Origin of the sequence: Catellatospora methionotrophica (genome assembly GCF_011297335.1) — a bacterium.
Classification (GTDB): domain Bacteria; phylum Actinomycetota; class Actinomycetes; order Mycobacteriales; family Micromonosporaceae; genus Catellatospora; species Catellatospora methionotrophica.
Window position 1 is genome coordinate 130,367 of the sequence record NZ_JAAOTJ010000004.1, and the last position, 23,109, is coordinate 153,475.

General features: G+C 70.4%; 20 protein-coding genes. 10 read left to right on the forward strand and 10 right to left on the reverse strand.

Features of this window, described 5'->3' with window-relative positions; genetic code table 11:
• Nucleotides 1-41: 41 nt before the first annotated feature.
• The 7 genes from HAV40_RS13230 to pdhA form a co-directional block, all read right to left on the reverse strand.
• The gene (locus HAV40_RS13230) at nucleotides 42-1,271 is read right to left on the reverse strand and encodes an LCP family protein (RefSeq protein WP_166381264.1); all 1,230 of its coding nucleotides are present in this window, start codon (nucleotides 1,269-1,271) and stop codon (nucleotides 42-44) included.
• Between the two features lie 50 nt (nucleotides 1,272-1,321).
• Complete coding sequence (locus tag HAV40_RS13235) at nucleotides 1,322-2,533, reverse strand: LCP family protein (RefSeq protein ID WP_239086074.1); 1,212 nt, start codon at nucleotides 2,531-2,533, stop codon at nucleotides 1,322-1,324.
• Nucleotides 2,534-2,695: 162 nt separating this feature from the next.
• The gene (locus tag HAV40_RS13240; RefSeq protein ID WP_239086094.1) at nucleotides 2,696-3,835 is read right to left on the reverse strand and encodes an LCP family protein; all 1,140 of its coding nucleotides are present in this window, start codon (nucleotides 3,833-3,835) and stop codon (nucleotides 2,696-2,698) included.
• A 443-nt stretch (nucleotides 3,836-4,278) separates the two neighbouring features.
• Entirely contained in the window at nucleotides 4,279-4,779 is a 501-nt protein-coding gene (locus HAV40_RS13245) for a flavin reductase family protein (RefSeq protein WP_239086072.1), read from the reverse strand.
• Nucleotides 4,780-4,904: 125 nt separating this feature from the next.
• The gene (locus HAV40_RS13250) at nucleotides 4,905-6,341 is read right to left on the reverse strand and encodes a dihydrolipoamide acetyltransferase family protein (protein WP_166381266.1); all 1,437 of its coding nucleotides are present in this window, start codon (nucleotides 6,339-6,341) and stop codon (nucleotides 4,905-4,907) included.
• 12 nt (nucleotides 6,342-6,353) lie between these two features.
• On the reverse strand, nucleotides 6,354-7,343 hold the full coding sequence (locus HAV40_RS13255) for an alpha-ketoacid dehydrogenase subunit beta (RefSeq protein WP_166381483.1): 990 nt from the start codon (nucleotides 7,341-7,343) through the stop codon (nucleotides 6,354-6,356).
• Nucleotides 7,340-8,482, reverse strand: coding sequence for a pyruvate dehydrogenase (acetyl-transferring) E1 component subunit alpha (gene pdhA, locus HAV40_RS13260; RefSeq protein WP_166381267.1), 1,143 nt, complete (start codon nucleotides 8,480-8,482; stop codon nucleotides 7,340-7,342). The genes HAV40_RS13255 and pdhA overlap by 4 nt, the downstream gene beginning before the upstream one ends.
• 313 nt (nucleotides 8,483-8,795) lie before the next feature.
• Between pdhA and HAV40_RS13265 the strand changes: the two genes are divergently transcribed.
• Nucleotides 8,796-9,998, forward strand: a complete 1,203-nt coding sequence (locus HAV40_RS13265) for a hypothetical protein (RefSeq protein ID WP_166381268.1) — start codon at nucleotides 8,796-8,798, stop codon at nucleotides 9,996-9,998.
• A gap of 176 nt (nucleotides 9,999-10,174) precedes the next feature.
• On the opposite strand, the gene HAV40_RS13270 is transcribed toward HAV40_RS13265, so the two are convergent.
• Both HAV40_RS13270 and HAV40_RS13275 read right to left on the reverse strand, forming a co-directional pair.
• The gene (locus tag HAV40_RS13270; protein WP_166381269.1) at nucleotides 10,175-11,473 is read right to left on the reverse strand and encodes a P-loop NTPase family protein; all 1,299 of its coding nucleotides are present in this window, start codon (nucleotides 11,471-11,473) and stop codon (nucleotides 10,175-10,177) included.
• Nucleotides 11,474-11,551: 78 nt separating this feature from the next.
• A complete protein-coding gene (locus HAV40_RS13275) occupies nucleotides 11,552-12,175 on the reverse strand; it encodes a GTPase domain-containing protein (RefSeq protein ID WP_166381270.1) in 624 nt (207 codons plus the stop codon).
• A 162-nt stretch (nucleotides 12,176-12,337) separates the two neighbouring features.
• Between HAV40_RS13275 and dnaK the strand changes: the two genes are divergently transcribed.
• From dnaK to HAV40_RS13300, 5 genes are all read left to right on the forward strand, one after another.
• Nucleotides 12,338-14,179 (forward strand): molecular chaperone DnaK, encoded by a 1,842-nt coding sequence (gene dnaK, locus HAV40_RS13280; protein WP_166381271.1) that lies wholly within the window; start codon nucleotides 12,338-12,340, stop codon nucleotides 14,177-14,179.
• The gene (gene grpE, locus HAV40_RS13285) at nucleotides 14,176-15,006 is read left to right on the forward strand and encodes a nucleotide exchange factor GrpE (protein ID WP_239086071.1); all 831 of its coding nucleotides are present in this window, start codon (nucleotides 14,176-14,178) and stop codon (nucleotides 15,004-15,006) included. The genes dnaK and grpE overlap by 4 nt, the downstream gene beginning before the upstream one ends.
• Nucleotides 15,007-15,086: 80 nt before the next feature.
• A complete protein-coding gene (gene dnaJ, locus HAV40_RS13290) occupies nucleotides 15,087-16,244 on the forward strand; it encodes a molecular chaperone DnaJ (protein ID WP_166381272.1) in 1,158 nt (385 codons plus the stop codon).
• Between the two features lie 6 nt (nucleotides 16,245-16,250).
• A complete protein-coding gene (locus HAV40_RS13295; protein WP_166381273.1) occupies nucleotides 16,251-16,658 on the forward strand; it encodes a heat shock protein transcriptional repressor HspR in 408 nt (135 codons plus the stop codon).
• A gap of 75 nt (nucleotides 16,659-16,733) precedes the next feature.
• On the forward strand, nucleotides 16,734-16,982 hold the full coding sequence (locus HAV40_RS13300) for an antitoxin (protein WP_166381274.1): 249 nt from the start codon (nucleotides 16,734-16,736) through the stop codon (nucleotides 16,980-16,982).
• 56 nt (nucleotides 16,983-17,038) lie between these two features.
• On the opposite strand, the gene HAV40_RS13305 is transcribed toward HAV40_RS13300, so the two are convergent.
• On the reverse strand, nucleotides 17,039-17,470 hold the full coding sequence (locus HAV40_RS13305) for a hypothetical protein (protein ID WP_166381275.1): 432 nt from the start codon (nucleotides 17,468-17,470) through the stop codon (nucleotides 17,039-17,041).
• A 269-nt stretch (nucleotides 17,471-17,739) separates the two neighbouring features.
• Here HAV40_RS13305 and HAV40_RS13310 point away from each other — a divergent pair, with 269 nt between their 5' ends.
• From HAV40_RS13310 to HAV40_RS13325, 4 genes are all read left to right on the forward strand, one after another.
• Nucleotides 17,740-18,879 (forward strand): beta propeller repeat protein, encoded by a 1,140-nt coding sequence (locus HAV40_RS13310; protein ID WP_166381276.1) that lies wholly within the window; start codon nucleotides 17,740-17,742, stop codon nucleotides 18,877-18,879.
• 88 nt (nucleotides 18,880-18,967) lie between these two features.
• Nucleotides 18,968-21,547: an ATP-dependent chaperone ClpB gene (clpB, locus tag HAV40_RS13315; protein WP_166381277.1), complete on the forward strand. Its 2,580-nt coding sequence runs from the start codon at nucleotides 18,968-18,970 to the stop codon at nucleotides 21,545-21,547.
• A 120-nt stretch (nucleotides 21,548-21,667) separates the two neighbouring features.
• Nucleotides 21,668-22,303, forward strand: a complete 636-nt coding sequence (locus HAV40_RS13320) for a hypothetical protein (RefSeq protein WP_166381278.1) — start codon at nucleotides 21,668-21,670, stop codon at nucleotides 22,301-22,303.
• A 138-nt stretch (nucleotides 22,304-22,441) separates the two neighbouring features.
• On the forward strand, nucleotides 22,442-23,101 hold the full coding sequence (locus HAV40_RS13325) for a hypothetical protein (protein WP_166381279.1): 660 nt from the start codon (nucleotides 22,442-22,444) through the stop codon (nucleotides 23,099-23,101).
• The last annotated feature ends 8 nt before the right edge of the window (nucleotides 23,102-23,109 follow it).

Consider the following 23,109-nt stretch of genomic DNA (forward strand, 5'->3'; position numbering starts at 1 on the left):
AGCGTATGGACCGCTCACTCCCGGAGGCGTTGAATCCGAAATTACTTCTCGTTGTTGACGACCTCTGGATGCAGAAGTACGAAGTTGCCCAGTTTGTCGTTCTTTGCGGCCCGGAACATGTCCTTGGTGTCCTCGCCAAGGCCCTCGCCCTGGTACTTCCCATTGACGATGATGCTCTTGTACGTGCCCGCGTTGGTCTTGAGCAGCACCAGGTCCGCGCCGGCCATGTCCTTCATGGTGAAGAGGAAGTCGGTGACGCCCATCCCTTTCGGCAGGCTGAGCAGCATGGACTTGCCCACAGCGCTGATCAGCTCATTGACCTTGCCGAAGTCGGTGAGCACCCCGGCGGACCCGGCCTTCTTCGCCATCGCCTTGATCAGCTGCTGCTGGTGGCGCTGGCGGCCGTAGTCACCGGACCCGTCCGGCAGGTATCGCTGCCGTGCGTAGTCCAGGGCCTCCCAGCCCGCCATCTCCCGGCAGCCGGGCTTGTGCAGGAAGCGCGGGTTACCGCTGCGGCGCGCGTAGCTGTCCGCCTCGTGCTCGTCGGCGATGCCGCCGATGTACTTCGGCTTTCCCTTGACCATGTAGTTGTGGATCGACTTGGTCGGTGCCTCCACGCACATCGGCACCGTGCCGAGCGCGTCGATGAAAGTCTTGAAGCCGCCGAAGTCGATGACCGCCGCCGCCTGGAACGTCATCCCACCGGCCAGTTTGCTGATCGACTTGGCCGCCGACTTGAGGCCGCCCTTCCAGTCGCCGTTGCTGCCCAGGCCGTTCGTGAAAGCGCCGTTGATCTTCTGCTGGGAGCCGGGGATGTTCACGTCGCGCGGCACCGACATCAGGTAGGCCTGATCGTGGTTCTGCGACACGTGCAGGATGAGGATGGTGTCGGAGCGGGCGTTCGTCGCGTCCTGGCCGGCGCGGGTGTCGATGCCCAGCAGCAGGATGTTGAACGCGCCCTCGAACGCCTTACCGGCCGGTGCGGCGGGTGCTGCGGAGGTCTCCGGGTCGACCAGGTCGCCGCTCTCCGAGACCTGGATGTTGCCCTCGATGTTGCCGACGATCGTCTTGACCCCGATGATCGCCCCACCGGAGATCATCATCAGCAGCGCGCCGAAGGTGATCGCCAGCTTGGCCGACAGCGGGGTGCCGCGCTTCTTCTTTCCTCTGCCCGTCCCGGCGGAGGGCTGGTCCGCGTCGTTGCCCTTGCGAGCGCGTTGTCGCGGCACCGAGCCCCGTTGCTCGTTCTTGTTCAGCGTCGGTGTCGCCACGTGACTCCCCAGGTCCGGTGCGTGGTGTTGGTCGCCGTTACGTGGCGCGGTCACTTCTCTCTGTTGACGAACTCGGGGTTGAGCAGCGTGAACTGTCCGAGCTTGTCGTTCTTGGCGGCCTGGAACATCTGCATCGTGCTGGAGCTGAGTGCCTCGCCGCCGCTGCCGGAGCTGTTGTACCAGCCCGCGTTCGTCTTCAGCAGCACGAGATCCGCACCGGCCAGATCCTTCAGGGAGAACATGAAGTCGATCAGCGGCACGCCGTGCGTGTCCAGGATCATGGACTCGCCCACGGCCTTCATCAGAGCGTTGATCTTGTTGAGGTCGGTGAGCACACCACTCGAACCGGCCTTCTTCGCCATCGCCTTGATCAGCTGCTGCTGGTGGCGCTGGCGGCCGTAGTCGCCGTCGTCGAGCGATTTGCGAATGCGCGAGTAGTCCAGGGCCTCCCAGCCCGGCTTCTCCCGGCAGCCCTTCTTGTGCACGTACGGCTTGTAGCCACGGCCTGCGGCGGTGTGCTCGTTGACGTAAGTGATCTTGCCGTTGACGTGGTAGTAGTGCAGCGACTCGGAGTCTTCCTCGACGCAGACGTTCACCGAGCCGAGGGCGTCGATGATCTTCTTGAAGCCGCCGAAGTCGATGACTGCCGCGCCGTCGAAGGTGATGCCGGTCAGCTTGGTGACCGTCTTCGCGGTCAGGCCCAGTCCACCGGCCCAGCCACCGCCGTTCTGCGCGCCGAAGTAGAAGGCCGCATTGATCTTGTCGCTGCCGCCGCTGTACTTGGTCTTGGGGTTGGCCGGGATGCTGACCTGCGTGTCACGCGGGATCGACATCAGGTACGCCTGGTCGTGCGTGGCCGGGATGTGCAGCAGCAGCACGGTGTCCGCGCGGGCGTTGTTCTTCTCCTGGGTGGCGCGCACGTCGATGCCGAGCAGCAGCATGTCGATCGCGCCCGTGAGGTCGTTGCCCTCCGGGCCCGCGTCGGTCTTGCCCGCGTCACCGAGGACGTCGACGACCGAGACGTTCTCCGTCAGGTTGCCCTCGAAGGACCTGATGCCGACGATCGCGCCACCGGCCACCATCATCAGCAGGGCGCCGAAGGTCAGCGTCAGCTTCGCCCAGAGGGGGGCGGCGCGCTTGGTCTTCTTCTTGCCCTTGGACTTGCCCTTGCTCAGCGAGTGTCCGGCCTTCTTGCCGGCGGGCTCGTCGTAGGCGTCCGCGTAGGGGTCTGCGGGCTGTCGGCGGCTTCGCTGGCTGGGCACGGCGTTCTTCGAACCGCCTCGCCGCTGCTTGTTCGCCACGCGTCCCCCCGGGGGTCTGGTTAGCCGTAGACCGAGCCACTGTAATGGCTCGGTCTACGGAACCGCGAGGCTGCATAGACCAAATCAGATGGATTTAGGCCTATTTGTGATAAATTTTCATTGCTAATTATTGACAGAGGGCGACGGAGGCGGGCTGACGTTGGTCTCGTACCACTGCTTCATGGTGTCCTTGCCGACCGCGTCGTAGAGCGCGACCGCCTTCTCCTTGTCCGAGACGACCACACTCTCCCCGCCGACCATCTGGCTGCCCTTGTGCGGGTTCGTCAGGAAGATCAGGTCGTCGCTGCGGATGCCGCGGAACTGGATCGCCATGTCGATCAGCTTGAAGTCCTGGTCGACGGTGACCGCGCTGGTGACCGCGCCGAGGAAGTCGTTCAGCTTGCCGGGGCTGGTCACGATGCCGCCGCTGACGGCCTTGTCCAGCAGTGCCTTGAGCAGCTGCTGCTGGTGGCGCATGCGGGCGAAGTCGCCGTCCGGGAACTGCTTGCGCTGCCGGGCGTAGTCCAGGGCCTCCGCGCCGTTGAGGTGCATGGTGCCCTTGGTGAAGGTGCGCTTCGGCTTGTGGATCGAGGTGATGGTCTTCTCGATCTTCATGTCCACGCCGCCCAGCGCGTCGACCACCTCGGTGAAGCCGCCGAAGTCGATCAGCATCACGTGGTCCATCCGCACCGAGGTGTAGCACTCGACCGTCTTCACCAGCAACGGCATGCCACCGAACGCGTACGCCGCGTTCAGCTTCGCCTTGCGAGTGCCGCAGTCGGCCGCGGCGGCGTCCTTCGGAATGTAGACGTGCAGGTCACGAGGCAGCGAGATCAGGTACGCCCGGTCCTGGGAGGACGGGATGTGCATGACGATCATGGTGTCGGTGCGCCACTCGCCGCCCTTGTCGGTGGCCGCGTCCGGGTCTCGCGAGTCGCTGCCCACCAGCAGGATGTTCTGGCTGCCGTTGACCGTCTTGGGCGGCCGCCCGCCGGTCAGCGCCGAGAACGGGTCGGTGCGCGACAGGTCGCCCTCGACGCTCTTGGCGTAGAGCCACGCACCGCCCAGGCCCAGGCCACCGCACAGGGCCAGCGCGATCAGGGCGACCAGCGCGATCCGGCCCCACTTGGGCTGGGCCTTCTTCTTCGAGGCGCCGTACGTGTTGCCGGAACCGGCCACCGGCACCCGCGCCGAGCTCGCGCCCCGCCCGCGCGACGAGGACGACGACGTCCGGGCCGCACCCGACGACGGTCCGGACGGCACGGAGGCGCGCCCGGTCGTGGCCTTCGGCGCCGATCCGCGGCCTGACGCCTTGTCCTCCGACGACGAGCCGCCGGACGCCGCCGCGCCCGATGCCGCGCTGCCGGATGCGGTGCTGCGGTAGGTGCCCGCACTCTTGTCGCCGCCCGACGAGCCGCGCACCGACGGGTACGGGCCGGTGGGCAGGTCGGTGAAGTTGCCCGGGGGCGGCGTCACCGACGCGCGGCCGACCGACGCCCGGCCGGTCGGGCGCTGTGCGGGCGTGGCCTGCGGAGTCGAGGACGCATCCCCGGCTCCGGCGTCCCCAGCCTGGGGGGTGGCCTCGGGTTCGTCAGGCGTCTGCTGGGACATGAGAACCAGCCTACGAGGCGGCCGCGACAACCTCCGGGTACGCGATGATCGTGGCGCGGCAGGTCACACGCCGGTTGCCTCAGGAACGGCCTTGATCACGACAGTGTCGTGTACCTGCCACGGTGGTGCAGCAGCGGAGATGCCGCGTCACCGAGCGTGATCTCCATCAGGCTCGCCTCGACCAGCAGCCCCCAGCCGAACGGCCGGTGGCCGTCGAGCCGGCAGCCCGCCCACGTCGTCGTGCCCGCCGGAATCGGCCCGTACGGCGTCTGCGTCCACGGTTCCTGCTTGAACAGGCCGCCCGGCGCGGGCATCAGCCCGGCGAACCGGTCGGCCAGCTGCCGGTGCGGCTCCCCCAGCGGCGTCACCGCGAACACGCCCGCCCGCTCGATGGCCGGCCACAGCTCCGACTCGTCGTCGACGACGCCCAGCAGCCGTCCCGGCTCCCCGTCGACCACCAGCGTCGACGACACCGTCAGCCCCGCCGGGCCGGGCGCGGTCCACAGGCACACCGTCATGCCGAACCGCCCCCGTAGCCGCCGCACATCGCTGCGCGCCGACTCCGGAGTCGCGAACGGATCAGTGTCATGAATCACGCCGCTGCTCCTCCCATAAGGAAGGGCACCTTCACATCGCTCCGCGTTGTGGAAGGTGCCCTTCCGAACGGGCGGTCCTGCTGGTGCTACTAATGGCGCAGCTCAGACGGGACCGCCCGTACCGATCAGGTCCAGGCGAGGAACATCGCCTCGGGGTCGGCCAGGAAGGCGCCGATGTCCCGCAGGAACTTCGAGCCCAGCTCGCCGTCGATGATGCGGTGGTCGAAGGACAGGCCGAGGGTGGTCACCTGGCGGAGCTTGACCTTGCCCTTGTGCGCCCACGGGGTCTCCCGCACCGCGCCGAAGGCCAGGATCGCGGCCTCGCCCGGCGGCAGGATCGGGGTGCCGGTGTCCACGCCGAACACGCCCACGTTGGTGATCGTGAACGTGCCGCCGGACATCGCCGACGGCGGCGTCTTGCCCGACTTCGCCGTCGCCACCAGGTCGGTCATCGCGTCGGCCAGCTCCCGCAGGGACAGGCGTCCCGCGTCGGCGATGTTCGGCACGATGAGGCCGCGCTCGGTGGCCGCGGCGATGCCCAGGTTCACGTAGTTCTTGACCACGATCTCCTGCGCCGCCTCGTCCCACGACGAGTTGACCATCGGGTGGCGCTGGGCCGCGAGCAGCACGGCCTTGGCGACCAGCAGCAGCGGCGAGACGCGTACGTCACGCCACTCGCGGTTGGCCTTCAGCCGCTCCAGCGCCTTCATCGACCGCGTCATGTCGACCGTCAGGAACTCGGTGACGTGCGGAGCCGTGAAGGCCGAGGCGACCATGTTGGCGGCGGTCAGCTTGCGTACACCCTTGATGGGCACCCGGGTCTCGCGCTCGCCGGGGACCATGACCACCTGCGCACGCGGCGCGGCGGCGGCCGGGGCAGTCAGCGCGGCCTGCACGTCGTCCCGGGTGATCGAGCCCTGCGGCCCGGTCCCGGTCAGCCCGGACAGGTCGACGCCCAGCGTGCGGGCGAGCATCCGGACCGGCGGCTTGGCCAGCACGCCGTGCCCGTTGGCACCCGTCGGCGGAGCGACGGCGGCCGGGGCGACCGGAGGGGTGACGGCCGGGCGAGCCGGGGCGGCCGGAGCCACGACCTGCGCCGCCGGGGCGTGCGCGGCCGGAGCCGAGGCCACGGGGGCAGGTGCGTCGCTCTTGCGGGCGCGGCGCTTCGCGGCGGTGACCCGAGGGCCGTAGCCGACCAGCACCGCGGTGCGGCCGGACGCCGTGGTCTCGCCGATCAGGCCTCCGGTGGGCTCCGCCGCGGCCTTCTCGGCCTGCGCGGCGGCACCCTGGGACATGTCGTCGGCGACCGGCGCGGACGGGCCGCCGGTGTCGATCGCGATGATCGGGGAGCCGACCTCGACCACGGTGCCCTCGGGCACGTAGATCTTGACGACGGTGCCGGCCCACTTCGCCGGGATCTCGACCGCCGCCTTGGCGGTCTCCACCTCGACGATGGGCTGGTTCAGCTCGATGACGTCGCCCTCGGCGACGAGCCACTTGAGGATCTCGCCCTCGGTCAGTCCTTCACCGAGGTCGGGCAGGGGAAACTGGTTGATCGCCATAGGTCAGCCCCCTCAGAACCCGAAGGAGCGGTCGACGGCCTCGAGCACGCGGTCCAGGTCGGGCAGGAACTCCTCCTCCACCCGGGAGGCCGGGTAGGGGATGTCGTAGCCGGTCACCCGCAGCACCGGGGCCTCCAGGGAGTAGAAGCACTCCTCGGAGATCCGCGCGGCGACCTCGGCGCCCAGGCCGATGTTGCCCGGTGCCTCGTGCACGACGACGGCGCGGCCGGTCTTGCGGACCGACTCGAACACCGGGGCCATGTCCAGCGGGGACAGCGAGCGCAGGTCGATGACCTCCAGGTTGCGCCCGTCCTCGGCCGCCGCGGTCGCGGCGTCCAGGCAGGTGCGCACCATCGGGCCGTACGCCAGCAGCGTCGCGTCGCCGCCGGAGCGCAGCACGCGCGAGCTGTGCAGCGGGTACGCGGAGGACAGCGGCGCGGCCGTGTCGACCTCGCCCTTCTCCCAGTAGCGCCGCTTGGGCTCGAAGAAGATGATCGGGTCGTCGCTGGCGATGGCCTGCTGGATCATCCAGTACGCGTCGGACGGGTTGCTGCACGCCACGACCTTGAGACCGGCCGTGTGCGAGAAGTACGCCTCGGGCGACTCGGAGTGGTGCTCCACCGCGCCGATGCCGCCGCCGAACGGGATCCGGATGACCATGGGCAGGCTGACCTTGCCCCGCGACCGGTAGTGGAACTTCGCCACCTGGCACACGATCTGGTCGTACGCCGGGTACACGAAGCCGTCGAACTGGATCTCGACGACCGGGCGGTAACCGCGCAGCGCCAGGCCGATCGCGGTGCCGACGATGCCGGCCTCGGCCAGCGGGGTGTCGATGACGCGCTCGTCGCCGAAGTCCTTCTGCAGGCCGTCGGTGATGCGGAACACGCCGCCGAGCTTGCCGACGTCCTCGCCCATGATGAGGACCTTGGGGTCGTCCTCCATCGCGCGGCGCAGGCCCAGGTTGAGCGACTTGCCGAGGGTAAGCGTCTCCATGATCAGTGGCTCCCCTCGAACGAGGCGTGGTAGGTCGCGAACTCGGCGCGCTGCTTGTCGATCAGCGGCGAGCCGGTGGGGTAGACGTGGTCGAACATGGTCGCCGGGTCCGGGTCGGGCATCGACAGCACCCGCTCGCGCAGCGCCACCGCCTCGACCTTGGCCTGCTCGTCGACCGCGGCGAAGAACGCCTCGTCGGCAATGCCCTGCTTCTCCAGCAGCTTGCGCATCCGCACGATCGGGTCCTTGGCCTGCCACGCCTCGACCTCGCTGGCCACCCGGTAGCGGGTCGGGTCGTCGGAGGTGGTGTGCGCGCCCATCCGGTAGGTGTACGCCTCGACCAGCGTCGGGCCCTGCCCGTGGCGGGCGTTGTCCAGCGCCGCGCGGGTCACCGCGTACGTCGCCAGCACGTCGTTGCCGTCGACCCGGATGCCGGGGAAGCCGAAACCGGCCGCGCGCTGGTACAGCGGGATGCGGGTCTGGCGCTCCAGCGGCTCGGAGATCGCGTACTGGTTGTTCTGGCAGAAGAACACGATCGGCGCGTTGTACACGCTGCCGAAGATGAACGCCTCGTTGACGTCGCCCTGGCTGGTCGCGCCGTCGCCGAAGTAGGCGATGACGGCCTCGCTGGTCTCGTCGTCGTCGCCGACCTTGCCGTCCTTGACGATGCCCATGGCGTAGCCGGTCGCGTGCAGCGTCTGCGCGCCGATGACGATCGTGTACATGTTGAACCGGTGCGCCACCGGGTCCCAGCCGCCCTGGTCCACGCCGCGGAACAGGCCCAGCGGCATGATCGGGTCGATGTTGCGGCAGTACAGGACGCCGTGCTCCCGGTATGTCGGGAAGGCCATGTCCTGCTTGCGCAGCGCCCGGCCGGAACCGACCTGCGCCGCCTCCTGACCCAGCAGGCTGGCCCAGATGCCCAGCTCGCCCTGTCGCTGCAGGGCGGTCGCCTCGGCGTCGAGCTTGCGCACCGTGACCAGGTCGCGGTACAGCCCGCGCAGCTCGTCATCGGTGAAGTCGACGGAGTAGTCGGGGTGTGAGACTCGCTCGCCCTCAGGGGTAAGAAGCTGTACGAACTCCGGCTCGGGGGGTCCCGAGCGCTTGCCGCCGCGGCGGGAGGCCGCGCGCTCGACTTTGGTCATCCGTGTTCTCCCTGTCAGTGGTGCGTCGGCGACGGGGTGTGTCTGCCGCGCATCGGTGGCGCCACGTCGTGTCCCTCGTGGGGCGAAAGACGCCTGGCTGCGGCAGAAGGTGAGACCGGGGTACGCGGTGACCACGGCCACGCTGCCGCCTGGCCCCCATACTGCCGTATCGGTGGCCCTAGTCACAGGCCGGGCAGGTGATATTGGCAACCGAGGGCCGAAAAAAGGGCACCCAAGAATCGCCCAAATACCCGGATCATGGATCTGGTTGGGGCATTCTGGGCGAATTCCCCCGCGCCCTAGGAGTACTCCTATGCCCGACGACAACTTCCTGGAAACCCTGTTCGGTTCCCCGCCCTCGCCGCCCCCGCCCCCCGCGGTCCCGGCGGCGTTCTGGACGCCGCCTCCGGCCTCGCCGCGCCGCGTCCCGCCCCGCCGTTACGGCCTGCTGGTCACGCTGCTGGTCGGAATCACCGCCATCCCCAGCTGGATCGTGCTGCGGGCCGGTGTCGAGGGCGTCGACCCCGACTTCGGCGCGCGCCTGGCCGGACCGGTCGAGCCGTTCGTCATCCCCGGCGACCACCGCGCCCAGGCCCCGTTCCGGCTGCCCGAGCGCCCGCTGCGGCCCGCCCCGCAGACCGACCCCGGCCTGGCCCAGCCCGCCGGAGCGCCCGGTGCGCACACCGAGGACGACGACGACCGCCCCGACGACGTCGCGGTCCCCGTCCTCGAACGCCGCCGCCCGGCCGTCACGCTGCCGATCCGGCCGATCTGGCGCCCGGCCAGGCCGGTCCCGGCCCGCCCGCAGCCGCCCGCGGGCGGCCCATCCGCCCCGTCCACGCCCGGCAACCCCCGGCCACCAGGCATTCCTCCTGTTCCTGGCGGACCGTGGTGGCCGGGGCCGTCGCACCCCGGTGGTCCGGGTTCCCCTGGCGGACACGACCATCCCGGCCGCCCGCCGGGTTCGCACGGGCCGGGACGACCGGGCGGCCACGGCTGGCCGGGCACTCCCGACGGGCCGACCACCCCGGGCCGGCCGGGCTGGCCAGGGGGCGGTTCGGGAGGTTCCGGCTGGCCGGGCGGGTCGGGCGGCGAACCGTGTGAGCGGCCTGGTCCGCGCTGGCGTCCTGGCTCGGTGCAGACCGCGCCCGTGCGACCCGCCGGTCCGGCGGTGCGCCGACCCGCCACCAGCCGCCTTCCGCTGGCCGCCGCCCGAGGCTCACTGAAAACCCGTGCCACCGCGGACCCGACCTCGCGGCAACCCGCCGCACACCAGCCCGCCGCGGACGGCAAGGCCGCAGTTCACGGCAAGTCTGGACGTCTTAAGACCGCAGGTCACGGCAAGCTGACCGGCCGCAGCAAGATCGGGATCCGGAACAAGGGCGCCAGCCACAGCAAATCCGACGGTCACAGCAACGCCGCAGCTCACGGCAAGGTAGATGGTCACAGCAAAAAGGCCGCCGCTAAAAAGCGGGCAGCCAAGATCAAGGCTGGCCGAGGGCATCGACGAGGCTGATCCGTTCTTGTGGACGTTGCCACAGCCACCGCCGGCGTCCACAAAAACAGATCTTGCTGACGGCTCGCCGCGAGATCACCGCGATTTGCGGGAAAGTGCGGCTTAGCGTTCGCGGCGGCAAAGATCGGGGAGGTCTGTAGTCGCTCAGCGACCACAGACCTCCCCGATGGAGAGACTCAGGACAGGGTCGTGCGGGAGCGTTCGTAGGCGGCGAGGGCGCGGCGGACCGGCTCGACGATGTAGCGCAGGGCGACCTTGTCGATCTCGGCGCGGAGCACGACCTCGGTCTTCTGGTCGGCGCGCTTCTTGCCGCCGGGCAGCCACATCCGGCGCGGGCGCTGGGCGTCGGCGAACGCGACCGCCTGGCCCAGGGCGGCGGGCAGTTCGTTCAGGCGGGACCGGGCGGCCTGCTCGACGGCGCTGGCCCAGGGGCCGGGCAGGCCGACGGAGGCGCTGGCGGCGTACGCCTGGATGGTCTGCTGGATGCGGGCCGCGTCGGTGCCGGCCGAGGACAGCCCGCGTACCAGCGGGTTGATCGACGGCGGGCTGACCGGGCCGCCGACCAGCTTGGACAGGTCGGCGATGCTCGCGGTGAGGTCGCGGTCGACGGACTCCTCGGCGAGTGTGCCGCGCAGGATCATCGGTTCGAGCAGGGAGCGCAGCGCGGAGACGCCGGAGTGGCCGCGCGGGGAGCGCTCGGCGATGAACGGGCCGGGCTTCGGCTTGATCGGGCCGCGCTTGGCCGCGGGCAGGGCCGGGACCTCGCCGGTGGCCGACGTCGGCACGAGCGGGACCTTCGACAGGCCGCCGTCGTCGAGCAGCTGGCGCAGGTCGGCGCCGACCTTGGGCAGCTGCGCGGGCTGCAGCCGGTCGGTCTGGTTGAGCGCGACGATCAGGCCTTCCCGCGAGCTGGCGAGCTGGCGCAGGTAGCCCTCGTGCACGAGCTGGTCGCCGTACTTCTGCGGGTCGCAGATCCAGATGACCACGTCGACGAGGTGCAGCAGCCGGTCGACCTCGGCGCGGTGGCGCGGCTCGACGGAGTCGACGTCGGGCAGGTCGAGCAGGATCATGCCGCGCAGGCCGACCTCGTCGTTGGCGTCCAGCGCCGACTCCCGGGTGAACCGGCGGCGGGAGGACACGCCGAGCCAGTCCAGCAGCTCGTCGGCGTAGGTGAGGCTGCCCCAGACGCAGGCGTACGGCTCGGAGGTGGTCGGGCGCAGGATGCCCGCTGGCGACCGGTCGATCGTGGTGAACGCGTTGAACATGCTCGACTTGCCGCTGCCGGTCGTCCCGGCCAGCGCGATGGTGGTGAACCCCCTGGCCAGCCGCAGCCGGTCGGCGGAGCGCTCCGCCACCGTGCGCGCGTTCTCCATCGCCGGCTCGCCGGCGAGGTGCTCGCCCGCCAGGTCGACGAACTGCTGGACCATGTCGAGCTTGGTGGTGACGGACTCACTGCCGGGGGTGGAGTGGGTCACTGGTCCCTCCTCACGCTCTCCTCAGCCGACGCGGTGCCGACCTGAACCCTCGTCGCCCGCGGGAGCGGCCGTCCGGTGTCATCTTGACTCGGCAAGTTTCGCACTCGCGGTCTTGTCGAGGAACTCCCAGATCGGGGTGACCACTCGGTCCGAGAGCATGCCCTGCCGGTCGAGCGCCGATTCGGCCACCACGAACAGCGGCACCGGTTCGCCGAGCAGCTGGGTCAGGTGCGGCAGGATCTCGTCCGCGGCCTCGGTGGGCAGCCGGTTGAGGATCACCGCGAGGTCGACCCGGCGTTGCTGCGCGGCCCTCAGGTGCCGCCACGCCTCGGCGTCAGCGTAACGGCTCGCGGTGGTCACGAAGATCCAGAGGTCTGCCTGTTCGAACACGGCGTCGGTGACCGACCGGTTCTTCTGGTCGATGGCGTTGAGGTCCGGCGCGTCGACGATGGCGACGTGCGAGGGCAGGGCGGGGGCGGCGATCGGGTGCAGCCCGGCCACGTGGGTCGCCGCGACGCTGCGCGGGTGGCAGGTCAGCACGGGCTTGCGGGTGGTGGGGCGCAGGATGCCGGTGGCGCTGACGGGTGACCGGACCAGGCTGTTCACCAGCGTGGACTTGCCCGCTCCGGTCGGCCCGCCGACCACCGCGAGCAGAGGGCCGGTCCGCACCGCGCCCTCGTCGGTTACTCGTTGGTCATACACAGGGGAAGCGTAAGCGGAAATGGGACAACTCACTAGGACACCGTCAAACTTGAGTGTGATCGACTCAACCTTCCGCTTGACACTTCCCTGTCTCATGTCAGTATTGAGCCGTCCGGACTCAACTTGAATCTGCGGCAACCTTGATCTTGGAGGAACACGACAATGGCACGTGCGGTCGGCATCGACCTTGGTACGACCAACTCCTGTATGGCCGTGCTGGAGGGTGGCGAACCCACCGTCATCGCGAACGCCGAGGGCTCCCGCACGACGCCCTCCATCGTGGCGTTCGCCAAGAACGGTGAGGTGCTCGTCGGCGAGGTGGCCAAGCGCCAGGCCGTCACCAACCCGGACCGGACCATCCGTTCCGTGAAGCGTGAGGTCGGCACCAACTGGACCGTCGACATCGACGGCAAGAAGTACACGCCGCAGGAGATCTCCGCGCGTGTGCTGCAGAAGCTCAAGCGCGACGCCGAGGCCTACCTCGGCGAGACCGTCACCGACGTCGTGATCACCGTCCCGGCGTACTTCAACGACGCGCAGCGCACCGCGACGAAGGAGGCCGGTGAGATCGCCGGCTTCAACGTGCTGCGCATCGTCAACGAGCCCACCGCCGCCGCGCTGGCGTACGGGCTCGACAAGGGCTCCAAGGAGCAGACCGTCCTGGTCTTCGACCTCGGCGGCGGCACGTTCGACGTCTCGCTGCTGGAGCTGGCCGAGGGCGTCGTCGAGGTCAAGTCGACCTCCGGCGACAACCACCTCGGTGGCGACGACTGGGACGAGCGCATCATCGAGCACCTGGTGAAGACCTTCCGTGGCCAGTACGGCGTGGACCTGGGCGCGGACAAGATGGCCATGCAGCGCCTCAAGGAGGCCGCGGAGAAGGCCAAGATCGAGCTGTCGGCGGCCAACACCACCGGCATCAACCTGCCGTACATCACGGCCGGGGCCGAGGGCCCGCTGCACCTGGACGTCACGCTCACCCGGGCCGAGTTCCAGCGCATGACCCAGGACCTGCTGGACCGCTGCAGGGCGCCGTTCGAGCAGGCGATCAAGGACGCGGGCGTGAAGCTGTCCGACGTCGAGCACGTCATCCTGGTCGGCGGCTCCACCCGCATGCCCGCGGTGACCGACCTGGTCAAGCAGCTCACCGGCAAGGAGCCCAACAAGGGCGTCAACCCGGACGAGGTCGTCGCCGTCGGCGCGGCGCTGCAGGCCGGTGTGCTCAAGGGTGAGGTCAAGGACGTCCTCCTGCTGGACGTGACCCCGCTCAGCCTGGGCATCGAGACCAAGGGCGGCATCATGCACCGCCTGGTGGAGCGCAACACCACCATCCCGACCAAGCGCTCCGAGGTCTACACCACCGCGGACGACAACCAGCCCTCCGTTCTCATCCAGGTCTTCCAGGGCGAGCGCGAGATGGCGGCGTACAACAAGAAGCTCGGCACCTTCGAGCTGACCGGCATCGCGCCCGCGCCGCGGGGTGTGCCGAAGATCGAGGTCACCTTCGACATCGACGCCAACGGCATCGTGCACGTGTCGGCCAAGGACCTCGGCACCGGCAAGGAGCAGTCGATGACGATCACCGGCGGCTCGTCGCTGCCGAAGGACGACATCGAGCGCATGCGCCGCGACGCCGAGGAGCACGCCGACGAGGACCGCCGCCGCCGCGAGGAGGCCGAGACCCGCAACGTGGCCGAGGCGCTGCAGTGGCAGACCGAGAAGTTCCTGGCCGAGAGCGGCGACAAGCTGCCCGCCGACGCCAAGGAGAGCATCAACGAGGCGCTGAGCGAGCTGCGCAGCGCGCTGGCGGGCACCGACCTGGAGAAGATCAAGTCGGCGCACGAGAAGCTCGCGCAGGTCTCCCAGGCGGCCGGCTCGGCCCTGTACAACCAGGGCGACAACCCGGCCGCGGCCGGTGCGGGCCAGCAGCAGGACGCGGCCGGCGGCCGTGCCGATGACGACGTCGTGGATGCGGAGATCATCGACGACGAGGGCAAGAAGTGACCGGAGCAGCACAGGGTGCCTCGCCGGCGGAGGAGCAGCCTCCCGCCGGCGAGCGCATCGTGATCAAGAACAAGCGCAAGATCAGCCCGAGCGGAGCGACCATGTCCGAGCAGCCGGCGACGCCGGCCGCCCCGGCGGCCGACACCGAGCAGCCCGCTCCGGCGCAGGAGACCCCTGCCCCGGAAAGCAGCACCGAGCAGAACCCGACCCCGGACGTCACCGACCAGGTCATCGGGGAGCAGGACACCGTCGAGGTGCCGGTCTCCCCGCAGCCTGAGGCGGCGGCCGAAGCCGAGCAGGCCGAAGCCGAGCCGGTCGAGGGCGAGGTCGTCGAGGCCGAGCCCGTCGTCACCGCCGCACCCGCGGCGGAGCAGCCCGCCCCGGCGAAGCTGGGCGCGGAGCTAGCGCAGCTCCGTTCAGCCCTGGGGGAGCGCACCGCGGACCTCCAGCGGGTGACCGCCGAGTACGCCAACTACCGCAAGCGGGTGGAGCGCGACCGTACGGTCTCCGCCGAACTCGCCACCGGCCAGGTGCTGTCGGCACTGCTGCCGGTGCTGGACGACCTTGACCGGGCGCGCGAGCACGGCGACCTGACCGGGCCGTTCGGCGCGGTGGCCGACCAGATCGCGGCGGTCGCGGCGAAGTTCGGCCTGACCGCGTTCGGCGAGAAGGGCGACGCCTTCGACCCGAACCGGCACGAGGCGGTTGCGCACCTGCCGTCCGCCGACGTGACCGAGCCGACGTGCATCGACGTGATGCGCCGGGGCTACCTGCTGGGCGAGCGCCTGCTGCGCCCGGCGATGGTGGCCGTAGCCGCGCCAGAGTGACACCATGACCGGGGCTCTCTCCCCGCCCCGATTCCGGGTGCGGGGAGGGAGCTTCGATCCTGACAGGGGGAGGGGGACGGATGAGCTCGAAAGACTGGCTGGAGAAGGACTTCTACGCCGTGCTCGGAGTGGCCAAGGACGCCACTTCCAGCGAGATCAAGAAGGCGTACCGCAGGCTCGCTCGCGAGCTGCATCCTGACCACAATCCCGGCAACGCCGCCGCCGAGGAACGGTTCAAGGCGGTGTCCGAGGCGTACGACGTGCTGTCGGACGAGGGCAGGCGGCGTGAGTACGACGAGATGCGCTCGCTGTTCGAGGCCGGCGCGTTCCGGCGCGGCGCCCGCGGCGGCCAGCAGTTCGACGTGAACGACCTGTTCGCCCAGGGCGGCGGACGCCAAGGCCCGGACCAGCGGTTCGGCGGCGCGAGCTTCTCCGACCTGTTCGGCTCGATCTTCTCCGGCGGCGCGGGCACCGGGGCTCCCCCGCGCGGCCCGGCCCGTGGGCGTGACGTCGAGGCCGAGATCTTCCTGGACTTCGCCGACGCGGTGCAGGGCACCACCCAGCCGCTGACGCTGCGCACGCTGGGCGTCTGCGACACCTGCCACGGCGACGGGGCCAAGCCGGGCACCCGCCCGCGGGCCTGCCCGCACTGCCAGGGCACCGGTGTGGTCAACCGCAACCAGGGCGCGTTCGGCTTCTCCGAGGCCTGCCGCGACTGCCAGGGCGTGGGCACGGTGGTGGACTCCAAGTGCCCGGAGTGCCACGGCTCCGGCGGGGTGACCAAGACCCGCACGCTGACCGTACGCATCCCGTCCGGTGTCTCCGACGGCCAGCGCATCCGGCTGGCCGGGCGCGGCGAGCCGGGCGAGCGCGGGGGCGCCCCCGGTGACCTCTACATCCGCGCGATCGTGCGCCCGGACGCGATGTTCGGCCGCAACGGCGACGACCTGACCGTGACGGTCCCGGTCACGTACGCCGAGTCGGTGCTGGGCGCGGAGGTCCGGGTGCCCACTTTGGACGGCATGATGAAGGTCAAGGTGCCCGCCGGCACGCCCAGCGGGCGGCTGCTGCGGGTGCGGGGCAAGGGTGTGCCCAAACGTGATGGCCACAGCGGGGATCTGCTGGTTACCGTGGAGATCGTGGTGCCGCAGCAGCTCTCCGAGGAGGCCCGGGAGGCGCTGCTGCGCTTCACCGAGCTGGCCCCGCCGGTGCGGCGGGACCACCTGGAACGGAGGTGATCCACAGTGGATGAACACGCGAAGGTGCTGCTCATCTCGGTGGCCGCGCAGCTGGCCGGCATGCACCCGCAGACGCTGCGGCAGTACGACCGGATGGGTCTGGTCGAGCCGGGCCGCTCCGCGGGCGGTGGACGCCGCTACAGCCTGCGCGATGTCGAGCTGCTGCGCGAGATCCAGCGGCTGAGCCAGGAGGAGGGCGTCAGCCTGGCCGGGGTCAAGCGGATCATCGACCTGGAGCGGATGGTGCTGGAGTTGCGCGAGCGGCTGGAGCACGCGCACCAGCAGCTCGTGTACGCCGAGCGGCGGCTTGCGCAGCTGGAGACCATCTCGGCGTTCCCGCGCACCGATCTGCTGCCGAGCACGCGCACGTCGACGGCGCTGGTGGTGTGGCGTCCCCGTTCGGCCGAAGGCTGAGTAGGGCTCAGCTCCGGCCGGTATCCTCGATAAGGGACAAGTCCGAATTGTCGGACTGTCTCAGAGGGGGATGAAATGGGCATGTTGGACAAGGCCAAGGACGCCCTGGGCATCGACGACAAGGCGGACCAGGCCTCGGACAAGGCCAAGCAGATGTCGGACCAGGCCAAAGGCAAGACCTCGGGCATGACCGACAAGGCCAAGGACATGGTCGACAAAGGCGGCGACATGGCCGACGACAAGACCGGCGGCAAGTACGCGGGTCACGTCGACAAGGCCCAGGACATGTCCAAAGACGCGATCGACAAGATGAACAAGAAATAAGTCGTATCGCGCCACGGCTCCCCGCGGTCAGGTGCCGCGGGGAGCCGTGTTGCGAGTTATTGCAGTCTCCGCGAGTGCCGGACCAGGCCGCCCTCGCACCACTCGTGGTAGTCGAACAGGCCGGGCCGGGCCAGCAGCACGCGGGTGTTGTGGGCCCAGATCGCCATCTGCTCGTCGCCCTCCTCCTCGGCCTCCTCGACCAGCTTGCGCAGCTTGCGCCGAGGGTGGGCCTTGAAGCCGGTGCGGATCGCGTCGGCGGCGTAGATGTAGAGGCAGTGCATGGCGAAGCGGCGGGCGGGGCAACTGGTGTCCATCGCCAGGTCGAACAGGGTCGCGATGAGCCGGTCACCGGAGACGAGCAGGTCCCAGTCCGGCGGCATGGCGGTGAGCGGCACGGAGTCCGGCGCGTACGCCCAGGTGCGCAACTCGTGGGGGGTGGGGTCGACCGGGTTGGCGAATCCTCGGAACACCGCCGGGGGAGCGCTCATCGTTATCTCCTCCGCTGTGAAGACGCGGGATTGTGGAAGACGCGGCCAAATTCAGCGGCGCTGCTGCCGCGACACGCTAGCGCGCCCGCGCAGGTCAGCGGAAGGTCGCGGCAAGTACTTTCATCAACCTGTTACGCATTGCGACCAACCCTGCACGGCCGCTGAGCGTCGGCGGGAGGCCTTGCGCGCGCGGATCGACCATCACGACACGGCGGCGCGGGGAACCTACCCGGCCGCTCGCGGCTCGACCGGGTATGACTTCCACCAGCGTGAATAGGTTCGCGGGCCGGGCGCGCCCGCTGCTCGTCCTGACGCTCGGGCTCGCGCTGGCCGCGGCCTGCACACCGCGTGGCGAGACGCCTGCCGGGCCGTCCGGCGCGGCGGCCCCCTCCGCGACCGCGTCGCCGCCCGCTCGGGCCACCGTCACCGAGCGCACCGCCGACGTCGGTGTGCCCCCGGACTACCACCCGTTCGTCGAGTTCGCCGACGCCCGCCACGGCTACGCCGTCTTCACCGACTGCGGCGGCAGCGGGCCGTGCCGGGGCCGCCTGTTCGCCACCGAGGACGCGGGAAAGACCTGGCAGGCCCGGCCGATGCCACTGGCCGAGGACAAGAGCATCCAGCTGTACGTGGTGGGTCCGAAGCAGATGATGATCTGGGGCGAGCAGGCCGACGGCTACCACCTGTCCCGCGACGGCGGCCTGACCTTCGCCTTCAGCCGCACCATCCCGGCCGACTACCACGCCGCCACCGGCGTGCGGTACGGCGTGGACTACACCGCGACCGAGCCGGTGCTGCGCGACTGGCAGACCGGCGAGCCGGTGCCGCTGCCCGACGGCTACCAGGGTGCGGGCGCGGTCGCCACGCCGGACGGCGCGATCTGGCTGACCACGCTGGAGCCGAGGAAGGAGACCGCCCGCAGCGTCGACGGCGGGCGCACCTGGCAGCGGCTGCCCGTGCCGGACCAGCCCGGCCGCAAGCTGTGGATGCTGTCCGTGCGGGTCTCCCCCACCGGCGACGCCTGGCTGGTCGGCGAGCAGGACATGATGTCCGCCGGCGGCGGCACGTCGCTGCTGCGCGGTTCGGTGCTCAAGGCCACCGGCCTGCCGCTGATCTGGCAGCTCGTGGACGGCGCCTGGCGGCCCCGGCCGATCGAGGGCCTGCGCGAGAAGCCCAACCAGCAGTACACGGTCGCCCCGGCCGGGGCCGGGCTGCTGGCCGTCGCCGGTCCGGACGCCGTCGGCTATCTGGCCGACCGCTACGTCGAGATCCCCGGCACGCCGCGTCTGGACTGGGTGACCGAGCTGCCCGACGGCACGCTGTTCGCCCGCCAGGATCAGTACGGCGAGTTCTATCTGGGCAGCGGCCGCGGCTGGCAGCGCGCATGGGTGAAGGTCACACTGCGCTAGCCCGCAGCGGGGTCCCTCCGGACTGGCTCCGACAAGTTGAGTGCAGTAGGCTCAACTCTGGTTCGGAGACCACCAGCCGAGGGAGCGTATGGACACGCAGCGTCTGACCACCAAGAGCCGCGAGGTCATCACGGAAGCGGCGGCGACAGCGCAGCAGCGGGGCCACGCCACGGTCGAGACGTGGCACCTGCTGCTGACGCTGCTCGACACAGGCGGGTCCACCGCCGCCGGGCTGCTGCGCGCTGTCGGCGCGAACCCCGCGGACGTACGCCGGGCCGCCGCGCGCGCCGTCGAGCAGCTGCCCACCGCCCGGGGATCGAGCGTGGCCGAGCCGAGCCTGTCCCGGGAACTGGTCAACGCGATCAACGCCGCCGAGCAGATCGCCCGACCGATCGGCGACGAGTACGTGTCGACCGAGCACCTGCTGGCCGGGCTGGCCCGGGTCGGCGGCGCGGTCGGCAAGGCGCTCAAGCAGGCCGGTGCCACCGAGGAGGCGCTGGTCGCGGCGTTCCCGCAGATCCGCGGCGGTGACCGCCGGGTGACCAGCCCCGACCCCGAGCAGCAGTACCAGGCGCTGGAGAAGTACGGCGTGGACCTGACCGCGCGGGCACGTGACGGCAAGGTCGACCCGGTCATCGGCCGCGACGCCGAGATCCGCCGCGTGATCCAGGTGCTCTCCCGGCGTACCAAGAACAATCCCGTCCTGATCGGAGAGCCCGGCGTCGGCAAGACCGCGATCGTCGAGGGCCTGGCCCAGCGCATCGTGGCCGGTGACGTGCCGGAGTCGCTGCGGGACAAGAAGCTGGTCAGCCTCGACCTGGGCGCGATGGTCGCCGGGGCGCAGTATCGCGGCCAGTTCGAGGAGCGCCTCAAGAGCGTGCTGGAGGAGATCAAGGGCAGCGACGGCCAGGTCATCACGTTCCTGGACGAGCTGCACACGGTCGTCGGCGCGGGCAAGGGCGAGGGCTCGATGGACGCGGGCAACATGCTCAAGCCCATGCTGGCCCGTGGTGAGCTGCGCATGGTCGGCGCGACCACGCTGGACGAGTACCGCGACAACATCGAGAAGGACCCGGCGCTGGAGCGGCGCTTCCAGCCGGTGGTCGTCGGCGAGCCCACCGTCGAGGACACCATCGGCATCCTGCGCGGGCTCAAGGAGCGCTACGAGGTGCACCACGGGGTGCGTATCACCGACGGCGCGCTGGTCGCCGCGGCGGGGCTGTCCGACCGCTACATCGCCGACCGCTTCCTGCCGGACAAGGCCATCGACCTGGTGGACGAGGCCGCCTCCCGGCTGCGCATGGAGATCGACTCCCGGCCCGTCGAGGTCGACGAGATCGAGCGCCAGGTGCGCCGCCTGGAGATCGAGGAGATGGCGCTGGCCAAGGAGCCCGACCCGGCCTCGGCGGAGCGGCTGACCAAGCTGCGCGCCGAGCTGGCCGACAAACGCGAGCACATGGCGGCGCTGTCCGACCGGTGGCGCAACGAGAAGCAGCACATCCAGGCCATCTCGGCGGCCAAGGAGCAGCTGGAGGAGGTGCGCGACCAGGCCGACCGGGCCGAGCGCGACCTCGACCTGGGCCGCGCCTCGGAGCTGCGCTACGGCCGCATCCCGGCACTGGAGCGCGAGCAGGCCCGTGCCGAGGCCGAACTGGCCGCCCTGCAGACCAACGGCGCGATGCTCAAGGAGGAGGTCGGCGCGAACGACATCGCCGAGGTCGTCGCCGCGTGGACCGGCATCCCCGCCGGACGCCTCATGGAGGGCGAGACCGAGAAGCTGCTGCGCATGGAGCAGTCGCTCGGCTCGCGCGTCATCGGCCAGGTCGAAGCCGTCGGAGCGGTCTCCGACGCGGTGCGCCGGGCGCGGACCGGGGTCGCCGACCCGGACCGGCCCACCGGCTCGTTCCTGTTCCTCGGCCCGACCGGCGTCGGCAAGACCGAGCTGGGCAAGGCGCTGGCCGAGTTCCTGTTCGACGACGAGCGGGCCATGGTCCGCATCGACATGAGCGAGTACGCCGAGAAGCACTCGGTGGCCCGGCTGGTCGGCGCCCCGCCCGGCTACGTCGGGTACGAGGAGGGCGGCCAGCTCACCGAGGCGGTGCGCCGCCGCCCGTACTCGGTGGTGCTGCTCGACGAGGTGGAGAAGGCCCACCCGGACGTGTTCGACGTGCTGCTGCAGGTGCTCGACGACGGCCGGCTGACCGACGGCCAGGGCCGCACGGTCGACTTCCGCAACGCGATCCTGATCCTCACCTCGAACCTCGGCTCGCACGCACTGACCGACCCGACGCTGAACGAGCAGCAGCGCTCCGACGCGGTGATGGCCATGGTGCGCTCGCACTTCAAGCCGGAGTTCCTGAACCGGCTCGACGACATCGTGGTCTTCCACGCCCTCACCCAGGACGAGCTGACCCACATCGTCGACATCCAGCTGGGGCGGCTGCGGCGGCGGCTGGCCGACCGCAGGCTCACCCTGGAGGTCTCCGACGTGGCCCGTAAGTGGCTGGCCAGCCACGGCTACGACCCGGTGTACGGCGCGCGGCCGCTGCGGCGGCTCGTGCAGTCGGCGATCGGTGACAAGCTGGCCAAGGCGCTGCTCGCCGGGGAGATCCGGGACGGCGACACGGTGCTCATCGACCGGGACGGGGACGCGCTCACACTCGCCTGACCGGCGGTGCGGGGCGGTGCGGCCGGTCGCGGCACCGCCCCGCGTCTCCTCCTGAGGGCTGAGCGCCGCTCGATCAAAGGTCGCAGGCGCGCCTGGCGGTCGGCGATTACGGTGTGCTGCATGTCGTACACGCCACCTCCCAGCGGTTACCTCGTGCCCGCCGCGCCGGGCTCCGTCCCGCGTCCGGGCGCGGTCACCGTGTCCGCCCTGCTGCTCTACGTCGTCTCCGTCGCGCTGGTGCTCAGTGCGGCGATCTCGGTCTACGCGTTCTCGTCCCTGCCCGAGGGCCTCGTCGAGGACATCTACCGCGAGGCGGGCATGGCCGCCGACCTCGCGAGCACCACCGCCAGCATCGTGGTGATCACCACCTATGTCGTGGCGGGCGTCTACGTGCTGCTCGCCGCGTTCTTCGTCGTGCTCGGCATGTTCGTGGGCCGCGGCAAGCAGTGGGCCCGGATCACCACCTGGGTGTTCGCCGGCCTCGGCCTGTGCTGCGTCGGCTTCGGCCTGCTGTCCCAGTCGGCCGGGGGCAGCTTCGGCACCTCGGGCTCCGGCGCGGGCATCGACCAGGAACGGGCGGCCGAGCGCCTGACCGAGGCGATGCCGTCCTGGTCCACCCCGGTGGGCCTGCTGCTGAGCGTGGTCATGCTGCTGTCGATGCTGGCCGCGATCATCCTGCTGGCGCTGCCGGCGTCGAACGCGTTCTTCCGCAAGCCCGCGCCGGAGTGGACGCCACCCGCGTACCCGACGGTCTGACCTGCTGTTCTCGCGGGGCCGGCGCGACGCGCGCCGGCCCCGCGTGCTGTCGGTGATATCCACAATCAGGCACATAAGCCCTGGTCGTGCGGGTAACTTCCGATCTGGAGCAGTCTTCGGCCGCATCGGGGGTACGCAATGTCGTTTTCCACCTCGTCACCGGTGGAGCCGGTCTCCCCGGCCGGGCCCCGAGCGCTGTCCGGCCGACCGGCGGTGGTCGCCGCGGCGGCCGCGATCCTCGCCCTGCTCGCCCTGCTGAACCTGGTCAACGCGATCCTGCACCTTGCCGCGATCAGCAGCGTGCTCAACCGCTTCCGGGTGCGGGCCGTGCTGGAGGGCGTGAATCCAGCGGACATGACCACCCTGGAGAACAGCCTCAAGGTCGCGCTCGTGGTCAGCGCCCTGATCCTGGTGCTCGCCGCGATCATCCTGCTGGCCGTGGCCTGGGGTGTCTGGCAGGGCAACCGGGTGGCCCGCGTGCTGGCCTGGATCGTGTGCGGTCTCGGTGTGCTGCTGGCGTGCTGTGGGATCTCCGGCGCGGCCAGCCTGGGCTCGGGCAACGTGACCGTGCAGGGTGGCGGCGATCCGGCGGTGACCCGTGGCGCGCAGGCCCTCGTGGACTCCTTCCCGGGATGGTGGGCCGGGCTCACCGGGCTCTCCTCGGTCGGCCAGGTTCTCGGCTACATTGCCACTGCGGTGCTGCTCGCGCTCCCGGCTGCGAACCTCTTCTTCAACCGGACGCGGCCGCTGCCGCCGGGCCCCGACACCCCCGCGGTGCCCCCGCCGACGACCGTCTGAGGTGCACC

Coding starts and splice junctions, on each gene's coding strand:
- HAV40_RS13250 (WP_166381266.1), bottom strand. CDS start 6,341: ATGGCGATCAACCAGTTTCCCCTGCCCGACCTCGGTGAAGGACTGACC.
- pdhA (WP_166381267.1), bottom strand. CDS start 8,482: ATGACCAAAGTCGAGCGCGCGGCCTCCCGCCGCGGCGGCAAGCGCTCG.
- HAV40_RS13265 (WP_166381268.1), top strand. CDS start 8,796: ATGCCCGACGACAACTTCCTGGAAACCCTGTTCGGTTCCCCGCCCTCG.
- dnaK (WP_166381271.1), top strand. CDS start 12,338: ATGGCACGTGCGGTCGGCATCGACCTTGGTACGACCAACTCCTGTATG.
- dnaJ (WP_166381272.1), top strand. CDS start 15,087: ATGAGCTCGAAAGACTGGCTGGAGAAGGACTTCTACGCCGTGCTCGGA.
- HAV40_RS13300 (WP_166381274.1), top strand. CDS start 16,734: ATGGGCATGTTGGACAAGGCCAAGGACGCCCTGGGCATCGACGACAAG.
- HAV40_RS13305 (WP_166381275.1), bottom strand. CDS start 17,470: ATGAGCGCTCCCCCGGCGGTGTTCCGAGGATTCGCCAACCCGGTCGAC.
- clpB (WP_166381277.1), top strand. CDS start 18,968: ATGGACACGCAGCGTCTGACCACCAAGAGCCGCGAGGTCATCACGGAA.
- HAV40_RS13320 (WP_166381278.1), top strand. CDS start 21,668: ATGTCGTACACGCCACCTCCCAGCGGTTACCTCGTGCCCGCCGCGCCG.
- HAV40_RS13325 (WP_166381279.1), top strand. CDS start 22,442: ATGTCGTTTTCCACCTCGTCACCGGTGGAGCCGGTCTCCCCGGCCGGG.